Origin of the sequence: Salinithrix halophila, from assembly GCF_042650125.1 — a bacterium.
Taxonomy (GTDB): domain Bacteria; phylum Bacillota; class Bacilli; order Thermoactinomycetales; family DSM-45169; genus Salinithrix; species Salinithrix halophila.
In genome coordinates this window covers 183,970-206,031 of the sequence record NZ_JBHSAP010000009.1, presented here as the reverse complement: position 1 = coordinate 206,031, position 22,062 = coordinate 183,970, and the positions used below count along the sequence as shown (strand labels likewise).

25 protein-coding genes and 4 tRNA genes are annotated in these 22,062 nt (G+C 51.1%); 20 read left to right on the top strand and 9 right to left on the bottom strand.

Going from position 1 to position 22,062, the window contains the following annotated elements; genetic code table 11:
• Window positions 1–32 precede the first annotated feature (32 nt).
• Entirely contained in the window at window positions 33–260 is a 228-nt protein-coding gene (locus ACFOUO_RS07250; protein ID WP_380703703.1) for a DUF378 domain-containing protein, read from the top strand.
• Between the two features lie 181 nt (window positions 261–441).
• The gene (locus tag ACFOUO_RS07245; protein WP_380703701.1) at window positions 442–1,164 is read left to right on the top strand and encodes a gamma-glutamyl-gamma-aminobutyrate hydrolase family protein; all 723 of its coding nucleotides are present in this window, start codon (window positions 442–444) and stop codon (window positions 1,162–1,164) included.
• Window positions 1,165–1,193: 29 nt separating this feature from the next.
• Here ACFOUO_RS07245 and ACFOUO_RS07240 read toward each other — a convergent pair whose 3' ends face one another.
• Together ACFOUO_RS07240 and ACFOUO_RS07235 are read right to left on the bottom strand one after the other, a co-directional pair.
• Window positions 1,194–2,207: a cytochrome d ubiquinol oxidase subunit II gene (locus tag ACFOUO_RS07240; RefSeq protein ID WP_380703699.1), complete on the bottom strand. Its 1,014-nt coding sequence runs from the start codon at window positions 2,205–2,207 to the stop codon at window positions 1,194–1,196.
• Window positions 2,208–2,223: 16 nt separating this feature from the next.
• Window positions 2,224–3,552, bottom strand: coding sequence for a cytochrome ubiquinol oxidase subunit I (locus tag ACFOUO_RS07235; protein ID WP_380703697.1), 1,329 nt, complete (start codon window positions 3,550–3,552; stop codon window positions 2,224–2,226).
• A gap of 171 nt (window positions 3,553–3,723) precedes the next feature.
• Here ACFOUO_RS07235 and ACFOUO_RS07230 point away from each other — a divergent pair, with 171 nt between their 5' ends.
• The 4 genes from ACFOUO_RS07230 to ACFOUO_RS07215 all read left to right on the top strand — a co-directional run bounded on the left by ACFOUO_RS07230 (window position 3,724) and on the right by ACFOUO_RS07215 (window position 8,124).
• On the top strand, window positions 3,724–3,987 hold the full coding sequence (locus tag ACFOUO_RS07230; RefSeq protein ID WP_380703695.1) for a DUF1294 domain-containing protein: 264 nt from the start codon (window positions 3,724–3,726) through the stop codon (window positions 3,985–3,987).
• A gap of 90 nt (window positions 3,988–4,077) precedes the next feature.
• The gene (locus ACFOUO_RS07225) at window positions 4,078–5,160 is read left to right on the top strand and encodes a VanW family protein (protein WP_380703693.1); all 1,083 of its coding nucleotides are present in this window, start codon (window positions 4,078–4,080) and stop codon (window positions 5,158–5,160) included.
• Window positions 5,161–5,476: 316 nt separating this feature from the next.
• On the top strand, window positions 5,477–6,490 hold the full coding sequence (locus ACFOUO_RS07220) for a G5 and 3D domain-containing protein (RefSeq protein ID WP_380703691.1): 1,014 nt from the start codon (window positions 5,477–5,479) through the stop codon (window positions 6,488–6,490).
• A 167-nt stretch (window positions 6,491–6,657) separates the two neighbouring features.
• Window positions 6,658–8,124, top strand: coding sequence for an SEC-C domain-containing protein (locus tag ACFOUO_RS07215; protein ID WP_380703689.1), 1,467 nt, complete (start codon window positions 6,658–6,660; stop codon window positions 8,122–8,124).
• A gap of 251 nt (window positions 8,125–8,375) precedes the next feature.
• Here the strand turns inward: ACFOUO_RS07215 and ACFOUO_RS07210 are convergent, their stop codons facing one another.
• Window positions 8,376–9,752 (bottom strand): sodium-dependent transporter, encoded by a 1,377-nt coding sequence (locus ACFOUO_RS07210; RefSeq protein WP_380703687.1) that lies wholly within the window; start codon window positions 9,750–9,752, stop codon window positions 8,376–8,378.
• A gap of 129 nt (window positions 9,753–9,881) precedes the next feature.
• On the opposite strand from ACFOUO_RS07210, the gene ACFOUO_RS07205 reads away from it, so the two are divergent.
• A complete protein-coding gene (locus ACFOUO_RS07205; protein ID WP_380703686.1) occupies window positions 9,882–10,400 on the top strand; it encodes an AAA family ATPase in 519 nt (172 codons plus the stop codon).
• 62 nt (window positions 10,401–10,462) lie between these two features.
• Entirely contained in the window at window positions 10,463–10,666 is a 204-nt protein-coding gene (locus ACFOUO_RS07200) for a hypothetical protein (RefSeq protein ID WP_380703684.1), read from the top strand.
• Between the two features lie 50 nt (window positions 10,667–10,716).
• On the opposite strand, the gene ACFOUO_RS07195 is transcribed toward ACFOUO_RS07200, so the two are convergent.
• Window positions 10,717–11,061, bottom strand: coding sequence for a hypothetical protein (locus ACFOUO_RS07195; protein ID WP_380703682.1), 345 nt, complete (start codon window positions 11,059–11,061; stop codon window positions 10,717–10,719).
• Between the two features lie 190 nt (window positions 11,062–11,251).
• Window positions 11,252–11,761 carry a YjcG family protein gene (locus ACFOUO_RS07190; RefSeq protein WP_380703680.1) on the bottom strand — a complete coding sequence of 170 codons (510 nt, stop codon included), beginning with the start codon at window positions 11,759–11,761 and terminating at the stop codon, window positions 11,252–11,254.
• A gap of 240 nt (window positions 11,762–12,001) precedes the next feature.
• Between ACFOUO_RS07190 and ACFOUO_RS07185 the strand changes: the two genes are divergently transcribed.
• The 7 genes from ACFOUO_RS07185 to ACFOUO_RS07155 all read left to right on the top strand — a co-directional run bounded on the left by ACFOUO_RS07185 (window position 12,002) and on the right by ACFOUO_RS07155 (window position 14,146).
• Window positions 12,002–12,544, top strand: a complete 543-nt coding sequence (locus ACFOUO_RS07185) for a phosphatidylglycerophosphatase A family protein (RefSeq protein ID WP_380703678.1) — start codon at window positions 12,002–12,004, stop codon at window positions 12,542–12,544.
• Window positions 12,545–12,875: 331 nt separating this feature from the next.
• Entirely contained in the window at window positions 12,876–13,046 is a 171-nt protein-coding gene (locus ACFOUO_RS07180) for a hypothetical protein (protein ID WP_380703676.1), read from the top strand.
• A gap of 72 nt (window positions 13,047–13,118) precedes the next feature.
• Window positions 13,119–13,194 (top strand) — tRNA-Met (locus ACFOUO_RS07175).
• Between the two features lie 4 nt (window positions 13,195–13,198).
• A tRNA-Asp gene (locus tag ACFOUO_RS07170) sits at window positions 13,199–13,275 on the top strand.
• A 20-nt stretch (window positions 13,276–13,295) separates the two neighbouring features.
• A tRNA-Ile gene (locus ACFOUO_RS07165) sits at window positions 13,296–13,371 on the top strand.
• A 17-nt stretch (window positions 13,372–13,388) separates the two neighbouring features.
• Window positions 13,389–13,463: transfer RNA gene (locus ACFOUO_RS07160), tRNA-Val, on the top strand.
• Window positions 13,464–13,612: 149 nt separating this feature from the next.
• Window positions 13,613–14,146 (top strand): phosphatase PAP2 family protein, encoded by a 534-nt coding sequence (locus tag ACFOUO_RS07155; protein ID WP_380703674.1) that lies wholly within the window; start codon window positions 13,613–13,615, stop codon window positions 14,144–14,146.
• A gap of 72 nt (window positions 14,147–14,218) precedes the next feature.
• Here the strand turns inward: ACFOUO_RS07155 and dinB are convergent, their stop codons facing one another.
• Window positions 14,219–15,439, bottom strand: a complete 1,221-nt coding sequence (gene dinB, locus ACFOUO_RS07150) for a DNA polymerase IV (RefSeq protein WP_380703672.1) — start codon at window positions 15,437–15,439, stop codon at window positions 14,219–14,221.
• Window positions 15,440–15,569: 130 nt separating this feature from the next.
• Window positions 15,570–16,007, bottom strand: a complete 438-nt coding sequence (locus ACFOUO_RS07145; RefSeq protein ID WP_380703670.1) for a DUF1885 family protein — start codon at window positions 16,005–16,007, stop codon at window positions 15,570–15,572.
• Between the two features lie 330 nt (window positions 16,008–16,337).
• Here ACFOUO_RS07145 and ACFOUO_RS07140 point away from each other — a divergent pair, with 330 nt between their 5' ends.
• The 3 genes from ACFOUO_RS07140 to ACFOUO_RS07130 all read left to right on the top strand — a co-directional run bounded on the left by ACFOUO_RS07140 (window position 16,338) and on the right by ACFOUO_RS07130 (window position 17,517).
• A complete protein-coding gene (locus tag ACFOUO_RS07140; protein WP_380703668.1) occupies window positions 16,338–16,778 on the top strand; it encodes a hypothetical protein in 441 nt (146 codons plus the stop codon).
• Window positions 16,779–16,919: 141 nt separating this feature from the next.
• Window positions 16,920–17,219 carry a DUF3055 domain-containing protein gene (locus tag ACFOUO_RS07135; protein ID WP_380704782.1) on the top strand — a complete coding sequence of 100 codons (300 nt, stop codon included), beginning with the start codon at window positions 16,920–16,922 and terminating at the stop codon, window positions 17,217–17,219.
• Between the two features lie 169 nt (window positions 17,220–17,388).
• A complete protein-coding gene (locus ACFOUO_RS07130; RefSeq protein ID WP_380703666.1) occupies window positions 17,389–17,517 on the top strand; it encodes a GapA-binding peptide SR1P in 129 nt (42 codons plus the stop codon).
• Window positions 17,518–17,595: 78 nt separating this feature from the next.
• Here ACFOUO_RS07130 and ACFOUO_RS07125 read toward each other — a convergent pair whose 3' ends face one another.
• Together ACFOUO_RS07125 and ACFOUO_RS07120 are read right to left on the bottom strand one after the other, a co-directional pair.
• Entirely contained in the window at window positions 17,596–19,059 is a 1,464-nt protein-coding gene (locus ACFOUO_RS07125; protein ID WP_380703664.1) for an aminotransferase class I/II-fold pyridoxal phosphate-dependent enzyme, read from the bottom strand.
• A gap of 140 nt (window positions 19,060–19,199) precedes the next feature.
• Complete coding sequence (locus tag ACFOUO_RS07120; protein ID WP_380703662.1) at window positions 19,200–19,829, bottom strand: YktB family protein; 630 nt, start codon at window positions 19,827–19,829, stop codon at window positions 19,200–19,202.
• A 302-nt stretch (window positions 19,830–20,131) separates the two neighbouring features.
• Here ACFOUO_RS07120 and ACFOUO_RS07115 point away from each other — a divergent pair, with 302 nt between their 5' ends.
• Window positions 20,132–20,323 (top strand): hypothetical protein, encoded by a 192-nt coding sequence (locus tag ACFOUO_RS07115; protein ID WP_380703660.1) that lies wholly within the window; start codon window positions 20,132–20,134, stop codon window positions 20,321–20,323.
• Window positions 20,324–20,477: 154 nt separating this feature from the next.
• The gene (locus tag ACFOUO_RS07110; RefSeq protein ID WP_380703658.1) at window positions 20,478–21,977 is read left to right on the top strand and encodes a leucyl aminopeptidase; all 1,500 of its coding nucleotides are present in this window, start codon (window positions 20,478–20,480) and stop codon (window positions 21,975–21,977) included.
• The last annotated feature ends 85 nt before the right edge of the window (window positions 21,978–22,062 follow it).

Genomic DNA, 22,062 nt, shown 5'->3' with positions numbered 1-22,062 from the left:
ACTAAGACCATAAAAAGGAGGGTTTTTGAACCATGAACGCTTTGTCTCGAATCGCTTTGATTTTAGTTATTGTTGGAGCGTTGAACTGGCTGTTGGTCGGTCTGTTTCAGTGGGACTTGGTCTCGGCTTTGTTCGGTGGGGATGCGACACGCGAATCCTCCGGCTTTAGTCGTGTGATCTATTCTCTGGTCGGCTTGGCTGGCATTTACTCCATCAAATTTCTATTTGAAGAGAGAACACCCGCCCACAACGTGGAATGAGGGATTTTCCAAGGAAAACCGTAAAATAAAAAGCGCCGAAGGCACCGATCCGGAGGGAAAGGCCGCTATCGGCGCTTTTTAGCAAGGAAATTTTCTCACCGAGGGTGGAGGCTGGGTCTATACTGGGAGAGAGAATCCCGCCGCCCCGCTGTGACAGAGGGCGGAAAAGGAGAGAAAACCCATGCGGCCTGTGATCGGTCTGACGTTATCTCTGCAGGAAGACAAAAGGATGACGCTTCACAGGGATAATAGCGATGCGATTTACCGTGCAGGGGGGCTCCCCATGCTGCTTCCCGCTACCCTCGATGAAGGGGCTCTTTGGGACCTTGTTACTCAAGTTGACGGTTTGCTTCTCACTGGAGGCGGGGATATCGACCCTGTACTGTTCGGGGAGGAACCGCTTCCTGGCCTGGGTAAGGTTGAGCCGGAACGGGATCGGATGGAAATCATCCTTGTCCGTTTCATGGTTAAAGCTAGCAAACCGATCTTGGCTATTTGCAGAGGTTGTCAGATCCTTGCTGTCGCCCTGGGAGGAAATATGTACCAAGACCTGGCCCATCAGCGGGAAGGTCTGCTTCAACATGCACAGTTAGCCCCGAGAGATCACCCTGCCCACGGGGTAGAGGTCATGGAAGGTACCCTGTTGCATCGCATCACTGGATGGGGAACAGGAAGGGTGAACAGTTTTCACCACCAGGCTGTTCGGGATATCCCGGAAACCTGTCGCGTATCCGCAGTTGCTCCGGACGGGGTGGTGGAAGCCTTTGAAGGCGTAAGCACCTCCTTCCTTCTCGGCCTTCAGTGGCATCCGGAAAACACTGCCGCCACCGATTCCGTCTCCCAGGAGATCTTCAACGCTTTTGTCCGTGCTTGCGCCGGTGAAAGTCAAAAGGTTCAAACATAAGGGGAAACCGCAGACTGAGGTCTGCGGTTTCACTTTTCTCCCTGAACGTATTTAGCACTGAATAAAAACAGGCGCATCAGCAGGATCAGAGAGGGGATCAGCAACAAAAGTCCTGCGATAAAAGCGACCACCAAGGCTGTCCCCATGACCGAATTGGTCAGCGCCGACTGGACAGTCACATAGGGATACAGCAGATAAGGCAGATGGGAGGCTCCATATCCAAAAAAAGCGAAAGCAAACTGGAACATCACCAGTATAAAAGACCAACCGAGGGCTTTTCGTTTCCAGATCAGCCATACAGCACCCTGAAAACAGAGAAGGGATAGAAGAAACATCCAGGCCATGTCCAACATATTGGAAAAATGGCCGGGGTTGTGTTGAGAGAGAGCAGCAAACACTCCGACACTGGCCACCAAGGTGGGACCGCTCCAGGCTAGGGCATACTTACGCAAGGCTTCCATCGCTTGGCTGTCCTTCGCCTTAAAGGCGTAGTAGGTGAGAAAACTAGCGCTGATGAAGAGGACGCTGACTAAAGAAAGGAAAACAACGGACCAAGAATAGGGACTGGTAAAGAGTTTCCAAGGAATGAAGCGTATATACTCTCCTGTTTTTTCGATAAATCCCCCTTCGGAGATAGTGAGCACTGTTGATAGAGAAGCCGGGATAAAAAGACCAGTCATCCCATACAAGAACATATAGGTTCGGCTCTTGCGTGCCCCGTAATTGGCGAAAGCGTAAAAGGAACCGCGAATCGACAGCAGTAACAGGGCGATCCCCCCAGGAAGCAGAAGGGCCGTTCCGTAATAATAAGCCGTATCCGGAAAGAAACCGACGATCCCGACGAAGAAAAAGACGAGAAAGACATTGGTTACTTCCCAGACAGGGGAAAGATAGCGGTTGATGACCTGATTGATAATATGTTCCTGTTTGGTCACCATGCTGTAATAGGAAAAAAAGCCGGCCCCGAAGTCGATAGAGGCCACAATCAGATATCCGTAAAGGAATGTCCACAAAACCGTGATACCGATAATTTCAAGGGGCAAGTCAGACGCCTCCTTTCTATAAAATGATACCCCGTTCCTCCAGCTCTTTTTCCGGGTTTTTACCCTTAAACATACGGATGAGGACGGAGACAGCAATAACAGCGAGGGATGCATAAAGCAAAGTGAAAATCACCAGCAAAACACCGACGTGTTCAGCGGTGGTGGCTGCTTTCGTTACTTTCATGAATCCCCGAATGATCCACGGCTGACGGGCAATTTCCGCATACATCCAACCTAATTCGATCGCGATAAATGAAAGGGGTGCAGCCCATACGATTCCCCGCAGTACCCAAGGTTTTTCCCACGGATTTTTCTTCCGCCACCACAGGAAAAGAAAAATGGCGCCGATCAAGATCAAGTATGAGCCGATTGCGACCATTCCATCAAAGAGATAATGAACGTAAAGGGGTGGCAACTCATCTTTCGGAAACTCGTTTAGCCCCTTGATTTCCCCGTTAGGGGTCCCCTTACCCAAAATACTGAGGGCGTAAGGAATCTCAATCGCGCCTTTTACTTCGTTATTTTCATCCAGCCAGCCGCCCAGGATCAACGGGGCTTTTTTCTGCGTTTCAAAATGCCATTCAGCCGCGGCCAGTTTTTCCGGTTGGTGTTCCGCAAGGAATTTTCCAGAGAGGTCACCGGCGAGGGCGGTGAGTAGTGCCAAGATAAACCCGCCGATCATGGTCAGTTTGAGTGCTTTTTTGAAGTAGAGACTTCTTTTGCCCTTTAACAAATGCCAAGCTGCAATCCCTGCCAGCAGGAAGGCACAAGTGACATAAGCTGAGGAGAGAACGTGAGCCACCTTGGTTGGCGTGGCCGGGTTCAACATGGCTTCTAGTGGCTGAAAGTTGGTGAACCCCCCGTCTTTCCCTACTTCAAAGCCCGCTGGGGTGTTCATGAAGGCATTGACGGTGGTGATGAAGACAGCAGAAAGCGAAGACCCGATGATAATCGGAATAGAGGTTAGCCAGTGAATGATGGGTTTTTTGAACCGGTCCCACGTGTACAGATAGATCCCCAAAAAAATGGCTTCGAAAAAGAAGGCGAAGGTCTCCAGAAATAAGGGCAGGCTGATCAGGTTACCTACAAGCTGCATGAAGCGAGGCCACAAAAGGCTCAGCATTAATCCAATGCAGGTTCCGGTTACAACTCCTACAGCTACGGTGATGACAAAGCCGCGTGTCCAACGACGGGCCATCAAGATGTAATGGTTATCTTTCTTATAGATGCCCCATCCTTCGGCGAGGGAGATGAAAATCGGCACACCGACGCCGATCGTGGCCCAGATGATGTGAAAAGCGAGGGTTTCTGCGGTCAATATTCGACTCAACGTTGCGGGATCCAAGAATGTCTCCTCCTATCCATTTCAATCTGCTTCTACCCTAACTATACCCGATTCAGTATGTGAAATAATACACAAACTTAGCCGTTCATGAAACGGTCATGACTTCTTGCGGATAAATATCAGCCATTCGATGTATGGCCAAATCGGAAAGCTTGGGTTACTCTTGGAAATATGGGACTTCTGTGGATTTATCTGATATTGATCAATGGTTGGAGTTATTTACTGATGGGCTGGGATAAAAGAAAAGCCCAGCGGGGAGAATGGCGGGTTGCAGAAAGAACTCTCTTATTGGCAGCCGCGGCGGGTGGATCTGCTGGTGTATGGGCTGGTATGTACCATTTTCGGCACAAGACGTGCCATGGCGTTTTCCGTTACGGAATCCCGACCCTTTTTCTCCTGCAGACGATCTTGCTGACTTGGTTATTCTCCCGTTGACAAAGATCCCAACCCTTGTATGATGTTGCCAGCAGTGAACCTCCTCTTTTCGACAAAGACTAAAAAGTGGACAAGAGGGGGTGATTATGGGTGAAGTTGAAGTATACGATCCTGATGTATATGGTACTGCTCTTGATCTGCGGATGTAGTTCTAGCCACTCCTATCCACCGCAGACAAAACAACCATCTTCCCTGGAGCAATCGGATCTATCCCGTTCCTTAGAAGAGGAGGGTGATCGACCCGATACCCGTTTTTCCATGGCTTATGAGGGAAAGGAATGGAGCTTAAATCTCGCTAGTGTGGGGTTTGATGGAATCGATCCCACCACCTTGGACCGGGAGGCTTTTTACCAGTGGCTGTCTGATGTGGAGAAAGAGGTGAACCGCCCACCCGAATCTGCTCATTTTGAAAAGGGGAAAATTCTTTCTCACCGTGATGGCCGAAAGCTGGATCGGTCGGTGGTGGAAGGATGGCTAGACCATATTCACGATTACACGGGTCGGACCCTGGAAGCACCGATTCAGGTCTGGAAGCCGCCGATCACCACGACGACACTGAAGCGGATTCGGGAAAAACGGCTTTCCATTTACACAACCCGTTATAATCCACACAATGAGAATCGGACACATAATATTGATTTGTCCACCCTTGCTATTGATTATCGAGTGATTCCGGTGGGCGAGGTCTTTTCTTTTAATCAAGTTGTTGGTGTTCGAACGACGGAGCGGGGTTACCGCCCGGCACCTGTCATTGTACGCGGGGAGTATACAGAAGGGATCGGCGGTGGGATATGCCAGACTTCGACCACGCTGTTCAACAGTGTTGAAAGAGCTGGACTTCGGATCCTGCAACGGGTGAGCCATAGCAAACAGGTTACTTATGTCCCCGCTGGACAGGATGCTACAGTCTCCTGGGGGGGACCGGACTTTCGGTTTCAAAATCAGTTGAACCGACCCATCCTAATCCGCGCTAAAGCTAAAGGTGGGTTGCTGACCGTCTCGATATACGGTTCCTCGGATATCCTCTACAAGCCTCGTCCGACACCGGAGCCCCCTGCAGAGGAGCCAAAAACAGAAAAGGTACCGAAACCAAAAAGGCGTCAACCCCTAAACAGGGCCAAGGAATACAAGAAAGCCCCTCTGCCTCAGACCAGGTTCGAAATTTCCGGTTGACCAGGAGCATTTATCTGATTGGCGGGCTTTTCCCGCCTTTTTTCCTGTTTTTCTTGACACGAATTTCCTACTCATTCATAGGCTTAAAAATAAGAAGGTCCTTTATTTTCGTTTTCACCAGGATGGGAGTTGATGCAAATGAAAATTGCGGATAGTCTTGTTGGGGGAAGGGTTTATCACCGAATTTGACGGTCTTGATTCCATGTACTCAGACACTTCCGAGGGATTAATTGAAAATTTTTCATAGATCCTTGCTAGTCACTCTGCTATAATATAAAACGTCTTTCGACCAGTCGGAGAACGAAGGAGGTATTGGATGAAAAAAACCCTGGTCATCTTTTTGGGGGTTACCACCATCCTACTCTTATCGGGTACCGCCATCGGTTATGCGATGATGAACAAGGAAGTAACCATCACGTTCAGCGATAAAGAGAAAACTGTCCAAACAGACGTCCTGAGCGGATCGCTGTCAGACGCCCTGGAGAAGGAAGGTTTTGATCCGGCCAAGCTAAAGAGTCAATATAAGCCCAGTGTAGAGTGGGATAGCCCTATCAAAAAGGACGGGACCAAAGTCAACCTCGCCTGTAATTGTTCTGTCTCACTAAAAGTGGGAGGTAAGAAAGAGAAAAAGATGAAGACGACCGAGCCCACGGTCGGCGATTTTCTCAAGGAACAAAAGGTAAAGGTTGATAAAAGCGATCAGATGAACGCTACGATGGATCAAAAGATTACCAATGATCTGGCGATCATCATCGACAAAGTCGAAAAACGGGTTCAGAAGAAAGTGGAACCCATCGATTACGACACCAAGAAAAAGGAAGACCCCGATTTACCGAAAGGTGAAAAGAAAGTCGCCAAAAAGGGAAAAAAAGGGAAATCCATCTATCAGGTAATCGCGATTTACAAAAATGGAAAATCGATGGTTACAGACAAGAAGCTGGTGGAAAAAGTCGATCCTGTGGCCGAGGTTGTCATGGTGGGTTCAGGAGAAGCAAAGGAAACCGCTGCCGAAAAGGAGGATACACAGTTGTCCTCCGGTTCCCGGATCGCCGGGTTGAAATATAAGAAGACGATGGCGGCGGAAACCACCGGCTATACTGCCACCGGCAATAAGACCGCAACAGGAACAACTCCCCGTCGCGGAACGGTCGCTGTGGATCCCAGCGTCATCCCTCTGGGCACCCGATTGTACATCCCGGGGTATGGCCAAGCTGTAGCTGAGGATACGGGCGGTGCCGTCAATGGAAATGTTATCGACCTCTTCTTTGATACACGTGAGGAAGCCATCCAATGGGGCCGACGCAATGTAACGGCTTATATCCTCGAATAGTTAGTGATGGAAATGCCCTGCGGGCCTTTACACCGCGGGGTTTTTCTTTTTATTATAAGCCGAGGGTTTCTCAGTGGTAATTGCATCAGTCTTTTCCAAATTTTTTTGTAATGGTGCATGGATTTCATATATACTACAGAAAAGGACTCTTGACGGGATGTGTCTATATGGTTGGACGCAACGATCTTTGTCCCTGCGGGAGCGGAAAAAAATACAAAAAATGCTGTGAGCGGGTCGTCGCTATACAATCGGCCGAACAGCTCCGCGAGGAGAGAGAGCTGAACACCAAAACCCAAGTGGTGAGCGAGCTGAACCGCTGGTTTGAGGGGCAGCTCTCCAGGGAATCAGAATATGAGTGGTCGAGAAAGTTTAAAGAGGATTTAAATCTGGAGGTTAATCAACCCATCCCTCCGAATTTTACGTATTCCTTTCGCTTTTGGTTGCTGTTTGACGCTCCTTGTCTCAATGGACAGCGTGTTGTCGATGCTTGGAAAAGCACATTAGAAAATAAACCGGATGCCCTCCGGATCGCAGAAGAACTGTGTGACATACATCTGTGCTGTTATGAGATTCTGCATGTCAATCAGGGTGAAGTTACACTCCAATCACTAACCGATCATGAACAATACCGGGTTCGGGTCGCGGAGCCGACCCGGCGTGGAACGCTTATGTTTGCTCGCCTCTCCCGCTTAGGAAACCGTTACGAGTTGTTTGGCCCTTATACATCTTTCGGGGACGAGATGAGAGGGGAGATCTTTGTGTACTTAAAAAATCAGGCGCAGAAAGAAGGAGAACTGAAGCAGGAGTTTTGGCACCGGAACGGGTTGCAAGTTATCGGCTGGTTGATGCAAAGGGCACAGGAGATGGAACAACTGGAAAAGATGATGGCATCCACCGGTACAGCGGAAGAAGCCGCCCCCACAGCTGAAAAGATTGAAACAACTGAACCGAAAGATTGGCTTCCCCGTGTTCTTCCCCTTCCTGAGGAAGACCGTGGAATCCCCGAGATGGTCGAGCTTCAACTGGAGCAGTTTGACTCGAAGTTCGTGAGCGGTTTCCAAAAGAAAACTCAGGAGTTGTACAGACATTCCCTGGATTTGTTTCGGACGTATATTGCCACCCATTTTGGGAAATCTTTCACTTGGTCACTTCTGACAGAAGAAAGCCTTTCCCATTTCTTTAGTGTTTGGTATGTCGATCAAGAGCAGAGCAGTCCCGTACGGTCTAAAATCTTTCTCAACACGTTGAAGGGATTATTTCGTTGGCTTCAGGAAGAAGCTATCTGCGATGTGTACACTTCCTTTGCTGAGGTCTACCGGCAACTGATTCGGACTCTCCCCCTCGCTTTTGACGCCAAACTTTGGCTGAAGGAGAACGGGGTGATGCAGGGAAATATCCATGAACCCACTTTGGGCGGAACCTATATGCTTTCTGTATCACCGGCTGGAGCGACGTTGGATGTGGGAGAAAAGTGGGTTCCCGTGCATATGAACCTGCGTGGGCTACCCCCCTCCTGGATGGAGAACCGATTCTGGGTAAGAGGAACCGTCGCTGTCCATGACAACGAAAGCTGCTTCACGGAAATCGAGACAGTTTACCCATTCCTTCCCATGGCTCAGGTAGAAACCGTTTAATTAGGAATCCAAAAGGGCTTTCCGAATCAGTTCGATTCGAGTATGGAAGGCAAACCCTTTCGATACATGAGAGCTTTTTTTGGTTCTGATGGTGAGAAACTCCCACTTCTTAGCGTTAGCGTAAGTGGGAGAGGTTCATGCTGTAAATCCCATTGGCCTGGTTATACTCTGTACCGGGCTTTTTTTCATGGAATAGCATTCCTTCCCACAAAAAAATCCCTGCTATCAGCAGGGATACTCAAAACAGAGGCTTATAAACTGGAAACAATCTGGAATATAAACACAATAGCCATTAATGCGGGGGCAATCCAACGGAGAATGAATCCCCACATGAATTTAAAAGGCATTCCGTTATCCGATGTTCCCTTTGCCTCGGAAAGTAGACGAGAAACCCCCCATTTCCAACCGGCGAAAAGAACGATGACCAAGCCGGAAAGGGGTAGCAATACGTTGGAAGCGAGAAAATCCATTGAATCGAAGATGGGCAGTCCCGCCAATCCTTTTACATCGGAGAGAAGATTAAAGGACAACGTTGCCGGAATCCCGAGCAAGAAGATGAATCCGCCAATCAGGAGGGTTCCTTTTCCGCGGGGCCAGCCGAATTCGTCTCCTGCATAGCGGAGCGGAACTTCCAACAAAGAAATGGCGGAAGTAAGGGCAGCAACGGTCAACAAAAGGAAAAACAATGCGGCAAACAAGGCACCTGCGGGCATGTGGGCGAACACAGCCGGTAAGGTGATAAATACCAAAGGCGGTCCTGTGCTGGGTTCATAGCCAAGGGAAAAGACAGCGGGGAAAATAGCGAGGCCCGCCGCCAAGGAAACCAAAGTGGAAAAAAGGGCTACATTTCCAATGGCACTTGGTACACTTTCCTTTTTGGAGAGGAAGCTCCCGTAAGTAATCATAGCCCCAGCCCCGACACTCAGAGAGAAAAAAGCCATTCCCAAAGCTTCGAAAATCGTCGTGAGAGAGACATCGGACCAATCAGGATACAGGAGAAAATGCACACCTTCCATGGCCCCAGGCAGGGTAACAGAACGAAGAACGAGAACGAAAAGCAGGACGCCCAACATGGGCATCAAAAACTTGTTGGTTCGTTCAATTCCCTTTTCTAGTCCAAAATAGCAAATTGCCATCGTTAAAGCCATAAAAAGAGCCTGCCACAATAAAGGGGTTTCCGGCTCCCCGATGAAAGAACCGAAACGCGCCTCCGCTTGGCCGACCGTGATTGAACCGAACTCCCCGGAAAGGGCATCCCAAGTATAGGCGAGAGTCCACCCGCCGACTGTGCTGTAAAAAGCGAGGATGAGGACGGTGGCTGTAATACCGATGAAACCGGCTAGAAACCAGGGGGTATCAGGTGCTTTTCTCCGGAAGGCCCCAACAGGGTTGCGTTGAGTGCTTCGGCCGAGGACGATCTCGGAGAGCAGGACGGGGATCCCCATGAGAAGGATACAGGCGAGATAAATGAGGACAAATGCGCCTCCGCCGTTTTCACCTGTGACGAAGGGGAAGCGCCAGATGCTTCCCAATCCGACTGCCGAGCCGATGGATGCGAGGATAAAACCGAAGGTTCCGGACCATTGTTCTCTCGGTTGGCCTTGGTTTTCTGCAGAGTCTTGTGCCAAGTCTGTTTCGACCTCCTGTAGAACCAGGGATGATTGAGTCATAACATTGATTTAGTGTAACACAGTATAATCGTTCCCTGTAGCTCTCATCCTATGGATGATCCTGCCACAAATTAAGGAGGGATCCCTGTGCCGGTGACGCTTCATTTTCCGGAAAAATGCCTTATTCTACTCTGTTCCGCTCCTGGATGTGGAAAATCTACGTTTGCCAGCCGGCACTTCCTTCCTACTCAAGTGGTCTCATCCGATGAATGCCGAGCCATGGTGTGTGATGATGTCAACAATATGAAGGTTCACGGTGAAGCCTTTTCCCTTTTGACGCATATTACCCGGCTTCGTTTGGGCCTTGGGAAGATGACCGTGCTGGATACTACGGCGCTTTCCCGGGATCTGCGGCGACGAATGGTCAAACTGGCTCGGGAATATGGGTTTCAGACAACTATTATCGTATTGGATTTCCGCCTCGAGACCTGTCTCGGGCAAAATGAACGCCGGGACCGTGTGGTGGCCCCAGCGGTGATTCGCCGTTATCATCAGCAGCTTCAGACGGCTAAAAAGCAAATTCCCAAAGAGGACTTTGATAACATTCACATCCTTACGGAAGAGGAGATCAAAGAGGTCCAAATCTCCTTGATCCAACGCACATAATGAAAAGAGAGGCGAGTGATAATAAGGAAGCACTCAACAAAATCATGAAGGGGGCGTTCGTTTTGTTTGGATTCAATAGGAACAGATCCAAGCAGCATGGGCAAGAGCAAGCTCGAGGAAAAACCGCCGACGACCGGAAAATCGAGCAGATGATGAATGAGGTGGCCGGTGAACTGGGAGTCGATAAAGACACCCGTTCTCTTCCTCGGGAAAAGGCCGAAGACCTGGGTGACCGAGTGAAAGAAGAGGTCAAAAAGCGCACCTGAAAAGAATGTTGAGTGTTGCAACACCCCTTCAGGGGTGTTGCTTTTCCGTTTTAATATCGGGAGGAGCCCGGGCTGGGTTGCAGGTAAGAGACGATTTCAGCCAGGATATGGTTGGCGGCTTCGAAGACGGAGTCGGGAATGTTCCCTTTGCCGTCCGAGCATGCAATGGAGGGCTTTCCAAGGCGAAGGAACGATCCGTTTTTCCCGTTCCCGCCGAGATAGATTCGTGTGGGGATCCGCAGCCGGTAGGCCCGGCCAGAGGCGCTGTCTTGAATCCGGATATCATAGACAGGGGGTAGTCTCTCTTTGCTGATAAAACCTTGTGACCTGAGGGTGCGATCGATTTGACCGCTGGTGCGCACCAGACCGGTGATACGCTTAATCTTCAGGTTCAAGTCGGAACCTCCTCGCCGTTGGGTTCGTTCCTCATTGTATACCGTTGAATTCCCTGGTATAACCGGTCAATTCGGTGTATTCGGAAATTATTTTTGTGTATGAAAAACACCCGCAGCAGGGCGGGTGAGCTTAAGGTAGGATGAGATCCCACTTAAACCTTAGAGAAGGTGATTTTTTTATCCATTGTGTTTAGCCCCTCAGCAAAAAGGTTTGGTAAATGGTCCAGGAGCCGTTTTCCAGTTGGTAGAGAAGGTGGAAGCGGTCGACCTGGTTTTTCAGGTCCACGTTGACCATTCGCAGACGACCGTAAATATCGTGCAACTCATCTTCAGGCAGTTTCTGTCCAATCGTAATATGGGGGATAAATTTGTAGGCTCGTTGGTGATACAACACCTCGGAGTTGATTTGTTCGTGAAGATTCTTGATGGCATCGTTTTCTTTGACGGCGATGTATATGACGTTATTGGTCGGATGAAAGGTACTGACCTTGTGGAAAGCGATTTCGAAAGGGGTGGTATTTTGCGCCACTTGTTCCAGATGAGTCGTCGCTTTATCGAGGTCTGCTTTATTCATATCGAAGGCTTCCATGAGGGTGATGTGAGGCGGGATCAAGGCGTAGTGAGGATCATAGCGCTTTCGGTAGGAGTTGGCGATGTCTTGGATTTTTTTCTCAGGAAATATGACGACACCATATTTCATGGTTGTTCCCTCCTTTTTTATACCTATGAAAGATGAAGGGTTCCATCATGGGTTTGCTAGCCGTCCGGCTTCCGGAAAGCCTCAAGTTTTGCTTCCACACTTCCTTCTTTCTTATTATACCCCCTATCCCAGATGGTATAAAGCATCCCTTCGTATCGAGAGGACAGGGAATGTTGAAGGTTGGGAATTGTGTTAAGATAAATGCAGGTCTTCGCAGGAAGGCCGGAGGGAGGAGAAGGAATGAAGAGGCAGGTCCATAGCCGCGAAGTGAAAACCGCGGCCCTTGAACGGCTGCATCAACGCGGTGTTACCATCGAAGGAATTGCTGAGATCGTCTACCGCATGCAATCTCCTTACAGCGAGACCTTGACCATGGTCAGTTGTGTGGAGAGCGTCCACGCCGTCTTGGAAAAGCGAGAGATCCAGCATGCTATCCTGGTTGGAGTGGAGCTGGACATGCTTGCGGAAAAAGGCCAGCTTTCAGAACCGCTCCAATCCATTATCGAAACCGATGAAGGGCTGTTCGGTTGTGACGAAACCCTCGCCTTAGGCTCGGTATTCGGTTACGGGAGTATCGCAGTGACAACCTTCGGTTATCTGGATAAACATAAAATCGGTCTGATCGAGAAGCTGGATACAAAAAAGGAGGGGCCCGTCCACACCTTTCTTGACGATCTGGTTGCCAGTATCGCGGCTTCCGCATCCAGCCGTCTGGCTCACCGGATTCGGGACGAGGAGGAAGAGGCTTCAGAAGCGGTTGCCGGGGAACAGCACGCCGGTTGATGAGGAAACGAAAGCTCGTCTCCATCGGGTGACGGGCTTTTTTACGTAAAAAACCCGGGCGAAAAAGCCCGGTGAAAGAGGAGGGAACATCTGTCCATGGAGGTCAGATGGATCAACAATCGGATCCGACTGTTCATTCATCGTATGTTCGAAGAAGAGGAAAGGCAAGCGACAGTGCGTAAAATGTACGTTTGTAACAGGGGATGAAACCGAGAGGAAAATGGCAGACTAACCATACCTTTGGGGGGGTGACCGCAAAGGAAGACAGTACAGGCTCAGACGGCGGTCCTGAGGGCGGCTGGTCTAGAAGCTGGAAAAGGAGGAGCCCTCTGTGTCCTGTTGGATTTATTGGGCCAAGCTTTATGATACCCGGTTTCAAGCACGGTGCCTGGCAGCCCGTATGCAGGAAGATTGGTGGGTATACGGATACGACAGCCCCGCGGAGGTGGAAGTTTTCCAATCCAAGCGGGGCCGTTACGGAGTCCGATACGTTTGGAAATGACTGTAACAAAAAAAGTTTGTAAAAACCCTTGCATTGGTTCGAGATATGATGTATATTATTAATTGTCGCTGCCGCGGGGTGGAGCAGTTGGTAGCTCGTCGGGCTCATAACCCGAAGGTCGCAGGTTCGAGTCCTGCCCCCGCAACCAACCTGGAGCTGTGGTGAAGTTGGAGTTCACGCCGGCCTGTCACGCCGGAGGTCGCGGGTTCGAGTCCCGTCAGCTCCGCCAACTTTTATATTTATCTTAGCGGGCCTATAGCTCAGTTGGTAGAGCAGTCGGCTCATAACCGATCGGTCACAGGTTCGAGTCCTGTTGGGCCCACCAACATCGGAAATCTATCCGGGCAGTTAGCTCAGGGGGAGAGCGCTACCTTGACACGGTAGAGGTCACTGGTTCGATCCCAGTACTGCCCACCAGCTAAAAAGGCTGTTCCTCATACAGGGGAGCGGCCTTTTCTTTGACTATGCAACAAGGTCCTTCCATACAAGGTTAACAATTTGTTTATTCTTTTTTTAAACCATTCCGGTAGGATGGAAATGAAGGATGGTAAAAGAGGGGATGAGGCATGAAACGGTTGGTGACGAGACTGCGGAATGTCGACGATCGGTGGATCTGCCATATCAACCAGCAGTGGAAATGTCGGACCATGGACTGGCTCATGCCCCGCTTTACCCATATTGGCGGAGCGGGATTCACTTTGTCCTTCTTGTTGGGATGGTTGGTTTTGATGACCTCTCCGCTCCGGTATTGGGCTGTAGAAGGACTAATCGCTCTTTCCGGAAGTCACTTGGCTGTCCGTCTTTGCAAAAGTTTCTGGCAGCGGGTGCGGCCCTATCTCCACCTGCATGGGCTGAATACATTTCCCGATCCCCTGACGGATTACTCGTTTCCGTCCGGCCACACCACCGCTGCTTTTTCCGTCGCCGTGGTTTTTGTCCTTCATGCTCCCTGGACGGCTTGGATTGCCATTCCTGCGGCGGGGGTGGTCGGGCTGTCTCGGATGTACCTGGGTCTCCACTACCCAACCGATGTGGTTGTCGGTGCCTGGTTGGGATCGGTTTTTGCTGTTGGTAGCCATTACGGATTGGGGATGCTTTGAGGCTCCAGTTCTACATTTGAACCTACATCGATCTCCCGGAAAAGTCTGGGAGTTTTTTGTTTCGGTCGGGGATTATATCCGGTGGCCCCCGATTTTTCCTCTTCGGTCATTGAACACGCTGGCCTCGGATAGGGATTGGGCCAGGAAAATACTCCCGGACCCGAATTTTTCCCGGATGGTATCAAGGGTCTCGGTAAGGCGGCGTTCCTTGTCCGTCTCTTCGAAGAGATTGAGTTGAGTCCCTTGATCAGGGGAAAGGTTGCTCAGAGTGATTCCGACGAGGCGGACAGGATGTTGGTTCCAGTGGCGGTGGAAAAGCTCCGTCGCTGTTTGGAACAGGCGGCGACCGATGTTGGAGGGGGCGGGCATAGTGAGGGAGCGATGGATAGAACGGAAGTCGGTTCCTTTCAGCGTAAGGGAGACGGTACGACCGACACAGCCTATTTTACGGGCGCGGATGCCCACTTCTTCCGCGAGCTCACGCAAAACAAGGGAAAGTTCCGTCTCCAAGTGGTAATCCCGGGGTAGAGTAAACTGGTGGCCAATCGATTGACTTCCATCTAGGGAACAGGGGTCGACGGGGCTGTTATCAATCCCGTGGGCGGATTGGTGTAACACCCGTCCGATGACGCCGAAACGGTGGGCGAGAAGGCCGGGATCTGTGTGGGCCAGGTTTCTGATGGTACGGATCCCCATCCGATGGAAATGAGAGGTCATTCGGTTCCCTACACCAAAGAGCTCCTTTACGGGGAGGGGCCACAGCCGGTTGGCTACATCCCCAGGTGTCAGGACGGTCAGCCCCCTGGGCTTATCGAATCCTGCTGCCATTTTAGCCATCAGTTTGTTGGGGCCTACACCGATGGAACAAGGAATGCCGGTCTCCGATAAAATTCGTTCCTGAATCTGGACGGCAGCGGTCTTTCCATCGCCGAAAAGGGCTTCGCAGCCCGTCAATTCCACGAAAGCCTCATCGATCGAGAAGGGTTCAACGAGAGGAGAGAACTCTTTCAAGAGGTCAACGATGCGTACCGACATCTGCACATAGGCTCTCATGCGAGGGGGAACAAGCTGTGCTGCGGGGCATAGTTCTGTAGCCTGAGAGACAGCCATTCCCGTTTGAACACCGTATGCTTTCGCCTCGTAAGAAGCAGCGAGAACAATCCCGTGGCGGCGAGCTGGATCCCCGCATACAATGACCGGTTTTCCGCGGAGGGACGGGTTAGCTCCCTGCTCGATACTGGCATAAAAAGCGTTCATATCCGCTAACAGAACAATTCGGTTTCCCTCGGTCATGTTGCTTCCCTCCCATGCATCATACGAGGAACATGTGTTCCGTTACTAGCATATGCCGGGAAAGAGAAAATGAAAAGTGGAAAAGGGAGGAAATAAAAAAGCCGGCTGTCCACCGGCTTCTGAAATACCCTTACGGTTTTCGCGGGTTAAAATGCATGACTCGACCGTTCAGCATATGGAGTTCTGCTTGGAAAGTCCGAGCGAGATAGCGGCTGAACTCATTGGCTTTGGCGGTATCACCGTGGGTGGCATCGTCGGGAAGGGCGAGTTGAATAAAGGGGCGTTCGCCGCCTGCCGGTAACGCTTCGCTACCGACACCCAGGATCAGGTGTTTGTAGAGGTGAGGATCCTTTCCTTTCAGCAAAAGATATCGGATCTCGCCTTCGGAACGTTCCTCTACCGTGTAAGGAAAAGCGGCGTTGGCGTATTGCCAGCCGAGCTGCTCCCCCGTTAAGGCGGTCATCCCGATGTAGCGATCCAGCTCCTTTTTCACATCTTCCAATGTGAGCTCTTGCAGGGAAGGCCCTTGGACCAGCTTGATATAGGCGCTTTTGCCCACTTCTTCCATCACCTCGGTCTCTTGGTATCGCCCGGATGGGCGGAAGTGGCACACTCCCTATATTAGCACGATCAGAGAGCGCTTTCAGCGGAATTTTTCAAAAGAGACGGGCAGTTAGTATTTTTAACATACCAATAAATTCCTCGGGTAGAAGAAAAGTCGACTGAAAGGGGGGAGGCCCGGTCTAGTATGGGGATCGCAATCCCAGGTGAAAGAGAAGGGAAAGCCAAGCGTGTAAGACTTGACTGAAATCAATAAAATATTAGGAAACTATATTGTTTTGCAGGAATCATTGTGTTAAACTATTATGTACTCGATATAGCATGGGGGATGAACCTGATGCGAAAAGCGGACCTGCTGGATGAGCTCCGCGCGGAGATCGGCGTCGTGTCAGACAAAGTGGATCGGCAAGTGCATACGCTGTACCGGTTCGTCATCCAGACTCTTCACAGTAGAGTGCCGGGTTATCGCTATGCGGGAATTTACCTAACGGCTCCGGGAATGTTCCGGTGTTTTTGTCGGGCAGGGAGCAGTACCCTATCCCCTGTCGTTCGGTTTGGACAGGGTTTATTCAGCTTGGCGGCGGCGAGGGGCGGCGTGGTACGTGAACAAGTCGGTGGACGTACGGAAGTTTACGTCCCCTTTTACCGAAGTCACCACTTGATTGGAGAACTGGTCATCATCGGGGATTCAACGGATAGTATCGATGATGAGGATATCGCCCTTTTCTGTGAGCTGGCTTCTCTTTTTGAAAGCAAAGTGGAAGAGTGTAACTCCTGAAACCTCAGTGAAAAACAGGGTTTACCATCCGGTCAGGCCGGGTAAATCAAAAAGACAACCCTCTGTTAGTATAAATTTCGGAATGTTTGAAAAGGATCTTCGCTGCATAGGATGCTATATAGGGGAGGAGATCGGATGATTCTGCACGAGCGGTTGTATGATGAGACGGAACAAGCCAATGTTCGCTTTGTCGGATTTGTTTCTGACCAGGGTCGATACGATTTTGGTATCGTCTATTCACGGATGTTTTTTGGAAAACCATTGGTTGTCTGTATGCAGACCGGACGTTCTTCGCTCCTCGCTCTAGATGATGTGGACAATCTCGAGTACCTCCAGAAACTTTTTAATTTGAAGTCAAGAGAAGAAGCGGAAGAGGTTTCTGCTTTTCTTTGCAACAACTTACCGGCGCTCACCCTGGAATCGGAGGCGGAATCGGGTTGAGGGCTCCTACGGGCGAACCGTTTACCGGTTCGCCCGTTTTTTATGGACGGAAACAGGCGGTCGGATCACTGAATGAACCCATTGACAGCATTGGTATATCATAATATAATCAATGTGACACATTAATTGAAGCGCTTACAGACTTTTATCCACCCGGAGGGATGTCGAGATGGAAGCGATTATTTGCCAGACCTGTGACGAAGTGATCAGTTACGTCGACGGGGAAAAAGCCGGCACGCTGTACGGCAGATGCTCCGGCTGCATGGACCAACATTGTTCTGACCATGATCACGAATGATCAGCGAATAAACAAAGGACCCGACAACCGAAGGTTGTGGGCCTTTTTTTGTTTGGAGAGGGAGCTTTCCGCTGCGGGTTATCTCCCGGGTATGACCCGCACCATGCGGATATTTGGATCTTCGGGTCCCTGGACAGGGAGACCCGCCTCCATGTGCTCTAGGATGTAATCGATATTCTCCTGGGTGATCTGTTCTCCGGGAAGTAATACCGGGATCCCTGGAGGATAGATCATAATAAACTCGGCGATAATGTGTCCCGCTGATTTTGCGAAGGGGACAGAGATGGTCTCTGCGTAGAAGGCGTCCCGGGGGGAGACGGCCAACAAGGGAATCTCCGGAACTCTGACGGCTCCGCCGAACCGCTTTTCCTCGGTGTAAAACGCCTGGGACAGGTCGGTGAGGGCACGGACGAGCGTGTCGATGGTCTGTTCGTTATCTCCGGGAGTAATTAAGCAGAGTATATTGTACAGATCCGATAATTCCACCTCGAGGTTCCACTTTTCTCGGAGCCATGTCTCGGCCTCGAAGCCGTTGATACCTAGACTTTCTAGGTGGATGATTAGTTTGGTCTCATCGATGTCATAGGTGGCTTCAGAGCCGACCAACTCCCGCCCGACGCAACGAAAACCAGGAATCTCATTGATCCGCTTGCGGGCGGTATCCGCTAGACGCAAAGCTTTCTCAATCAGTTCCGGTCCTCGGATGGCCAAGTGACGGCGGGCAGTATCCAGGGAAGCCATCAGCAGGTAGGAGGTTGAAGTGGTGGTTAGCATACTGATGATGGTCTGGACACGCTGGGGATGGACTCTTCCTTCGCGGACATTGAGGACCGAGCTTTGTGTGAGCGAACCGCCCAGCTTGTGCATGCTGGTGGCGGCCATGTCGGCTCCTGCCTGCATAGCGGAGAGGGGGAGACGATCATGAAAGTGAGTGTGTACCCCATGGGCTTCGTCCACTAAGACAGGGATATCGTAGCTGTGAACGCACTCCACGATCTCTTTCAGGTGGGCCGCCACCCCGAAATAGGTGGGATTGATCAGGAGAACCCCCTTGGCGTCTGGGTGGAGAGCCAAGGTGCGTTCCACATCCCGGCGGGTTACCCCATGAGCGATTCCGAGGTTTTCATCCATAACCGGGTGAACGAAGATCGGATGTCCCCCCGCGAAGATGATCGCAGATAAGACGGATTTATGGACATTTCGGGGAACGATGATCTTTTCCCCGGGGTTGCAGACGGACATAACCATCGTCATAATAGCGCCGCTAGTGCCCTGTACTGAAAAAAAGGTGTGATCGGCGCCGAAAGCTTTTGCTGCTAGCTCCTGAGCTTCCTGGATCACGCCATGAGGGTGATGCAGATCGTCCAGAGGCTGGATGTTGATCAGGTCGATGGATAAAGCGGGCTCCCCCATAAAGGCGCGAAATTCCGGATCCATTCCCTGGCCCTTTTTATGGCCAGGGATGTGAAACTGGACCGGGTTTCGGGCTGCGTGTTCCTTTAATCGGGTGAAGAGGGGGGTTCGTTCCTGTCTGGTGTTCAAGGGCAGGCCTGCCTTTCATTCAAACTCCATAAAGCTGAGTATAGCAAAGTCGAACCTTTCGGAAAAGAGAGGAATGAAAGGAAAGGGGCCAGTCAAACAAATCCCCCCCACGGAGGTGAGGGGAGAAAGACAAATGCCGGTTAGGCGAGCGAGGCTATTTGATACAAGGGTTGCAGGGTAGTAAAGGTTTCTTCCACTTTTCTTATCAGCTTTTCTCCATTCCGGACCGTCGGGTCTTCGCGGTTCAACTCGATGCCGATCAAAAACTCCGCTTTTTTGACGTTCCCCAAGCGTTTTAGCATCTGTTCCAGGCCTTCCTTGCCCAATTCGGTCAGCGAATGGGTTTCCGGCTTGGTGTGATCGGGAGAGACCACGAAGGTACCAGGGAGGGCAGGCAGGATTTCATCTAGCTGTTCCAGCATGTCCCGAGCGAAGCCGGGCTTGTTCGGATATTCGTAGATCAGGGCGAACATCCCAAATAGGTTGGCCTCCCGCAGGCCTACCTGGAAATGGGGACGGGATTTATACCCCCGCTTACCATCGGACCAAGCAACCCAGGTCTCGTCGGGGGGATTGACGCTCCGGCGGGCGTGCTTCGCAACATGCACATACATGGTTTCCCCGGTCTGTTCACTCAGCCGCGGAGCGATAGCTTCGCCTAGTGCTTGTAACTTGGGGCGAACCCGTTCTCTCAACTCTTCCATCCGGGGATCCAATCCAGGAATGGTGAAGACATCAAAATCGGAAATCTCAAACCCTGTAAATGCCATGTTTCGTTTCTCACCACCATCAGATAAGGTTTCCCGTCTATCATATCACAAAGGACAGGTGCTCAAACTTGCTCCGGCGGGCGCTTGCCGGAATCATCCCAATCTGGGACAGCACCGTGACCACAGGAGAAAACCATGCGTAAAATAGAAAAAATATTCGATCAAAAACAACCCGAAAACTGGTATGAGGTGAGGTTTATTTCTCGGTGGAGACGGGCATCCTGTAGCCAGAGTTTGATACATGCCAAATGTTGGATATGAATACAAACAGAAAATTGATGGAAAAGGGGTGCAGCGTTGCCGTGGAAGATGTGATCAAAGCGTTTCGGTGTCGGGAGCCGGAAAAGCGGATCCCTGTGTTGCGACTGGAACTGGATTACGAGCTGGCCTTGCTGCATGAGGCGATGATCGAGCGTAACACCCATCGCATCGATCAGTGTAAAGCGCGCCTCCGGGAACTTCGTCAGGAAATGCTCATGTTGGAAGCTTTGTAAACGGGAAGCAACGCTCAGGCCCTTGGTCTGTAAAAGAGGATATTCCCTTCAGATGTCGAAGAAAAGTGTGTCCCCCTGGGATGCACTTTTTGTATGCCTCCATCCAGGGAAATGCCTGAACAGAGAAAAGAAATCATTCGGGAGGGGTGCTTCAATGGAGTGGAAAGTCACGAAAGAATCGCTGACTTCGCTGGCAACAGATTGCCTCGTCGTCTTCCACACCCAAGATGAGGAATCGGTCAAGGGTTGTGTGGGGGAAGTGGATGAAGCGCTGGATCATCGTATTTCCCAACTAATCACCGAAGGTGAAGTGACGGGTAAGTATAAAGAAGTTACTCTCCTTCACAACTGGGGGAAAATTCCTGCCAAACGCTTGTTGATCCTGGGGCTGGGGAAAAAAAGTGGCCTTGATCTGGAAAAGCTTCGGAACGGAATCGCCGCTGCTGCTCGCCGGGCGAGGGAGGCCGGAGTGAAGCAGATGGCCGTCGGCTGCTCCCGGAATCTTAGCGGACGTTGGAATTCCGCCGATCTCGTTCAGGCTGTGGTGGAAGGTGCCGAATTGGGCGTTTATCGCTATCGGGGCTTTAAAACGGAAAAAAGGGAACAGAAGAGCCTGGAATCGGTCTGGCTTGCCATGGAAGGGGTCAGCGATTCAGCTTTCGAAGCGGGTATAGAACGAGGAAGAGCCTTTGCCTCTGCTGTTAATACCGCCCGTGACTTGGTCAATGAACCCGCCAACAGGCTGACTCCCTCTGCTTTAGCGGAAAAAGCGCTAGCAGTGGCGGAGCAAAAAGGGTTGGATGTGGAAGTGTTGGATGAGAACCGTCTTGCGGATCTAAAGATGGATGCGCTCCTCGCCGTCACCCGGGCAAGCGGAGAGGCAGCCCGGATGATTGTCCTTCAATACCGGGGGGCACCCGACAGTCAGGAAGTGCTCGGGCTGGTAGGAAAGGGAGTCACCTTCGACTCCGGCGGTATCCAGGTGAAACCGAGCCGTGGGATGGAAGAGATGAAGGGAGATATGGCTGGTGCCGCTGCTGTGCTGGGAGCGATGGAAGCCATCGGCACGTTGAAACCCCACTGCAATGTTATCGCAGTCATTCCCGCTTGTGAAAATATGGTGGGCGGCGATAACTATCGTCCTGGTGACGTTATCCGTTCATTCAGCGGGAAAACCATCCAGATTCAGCATACGGACGCCGAAGGGCGGCTGATCCTGGCTGACGGGATCGCCTACGCTCGGCGTCTGGGGGCCACCTCCCTGGTGGATATAGCCACTCTGACGGGGGCGGTGATCGTGGCTCTCGGCCATACGGCCACCGGGTTAATGACTAATGATGAAACGTGGTCGGCAGAAGTGAAGGAGGCGGCGCGCATTGCAGGAGAAAAGGTTTGGGAACTTCCCATGTATGAAGAATATGGGGAGTACTTGCAAAGTGATATCGCTGACTTGAAAAATGAGGGAGGAAGTCCGGCGGGAGCGATTCAAGGAGGGATGTTCCTGCGGAATTTTGCGGAAGAAACGCCGTGGGCACACCTGGATATCGCAGGGACAGCCGATTCGAAAAAAGGGGACGGTATCCATGCTAAGGGAGCGACGGGAGTAGCCGTACGAACCCTGGCGCAGCTGGCGATGCGTTTTCCCGGCAAGTAAACCTCGTTAACAGACAGAAGCAACCGCCCCGAAAGGGGGGGTTGCTTCTATTTTAGAGGGAAGAAGATCTCGTGAGAACGTGCAT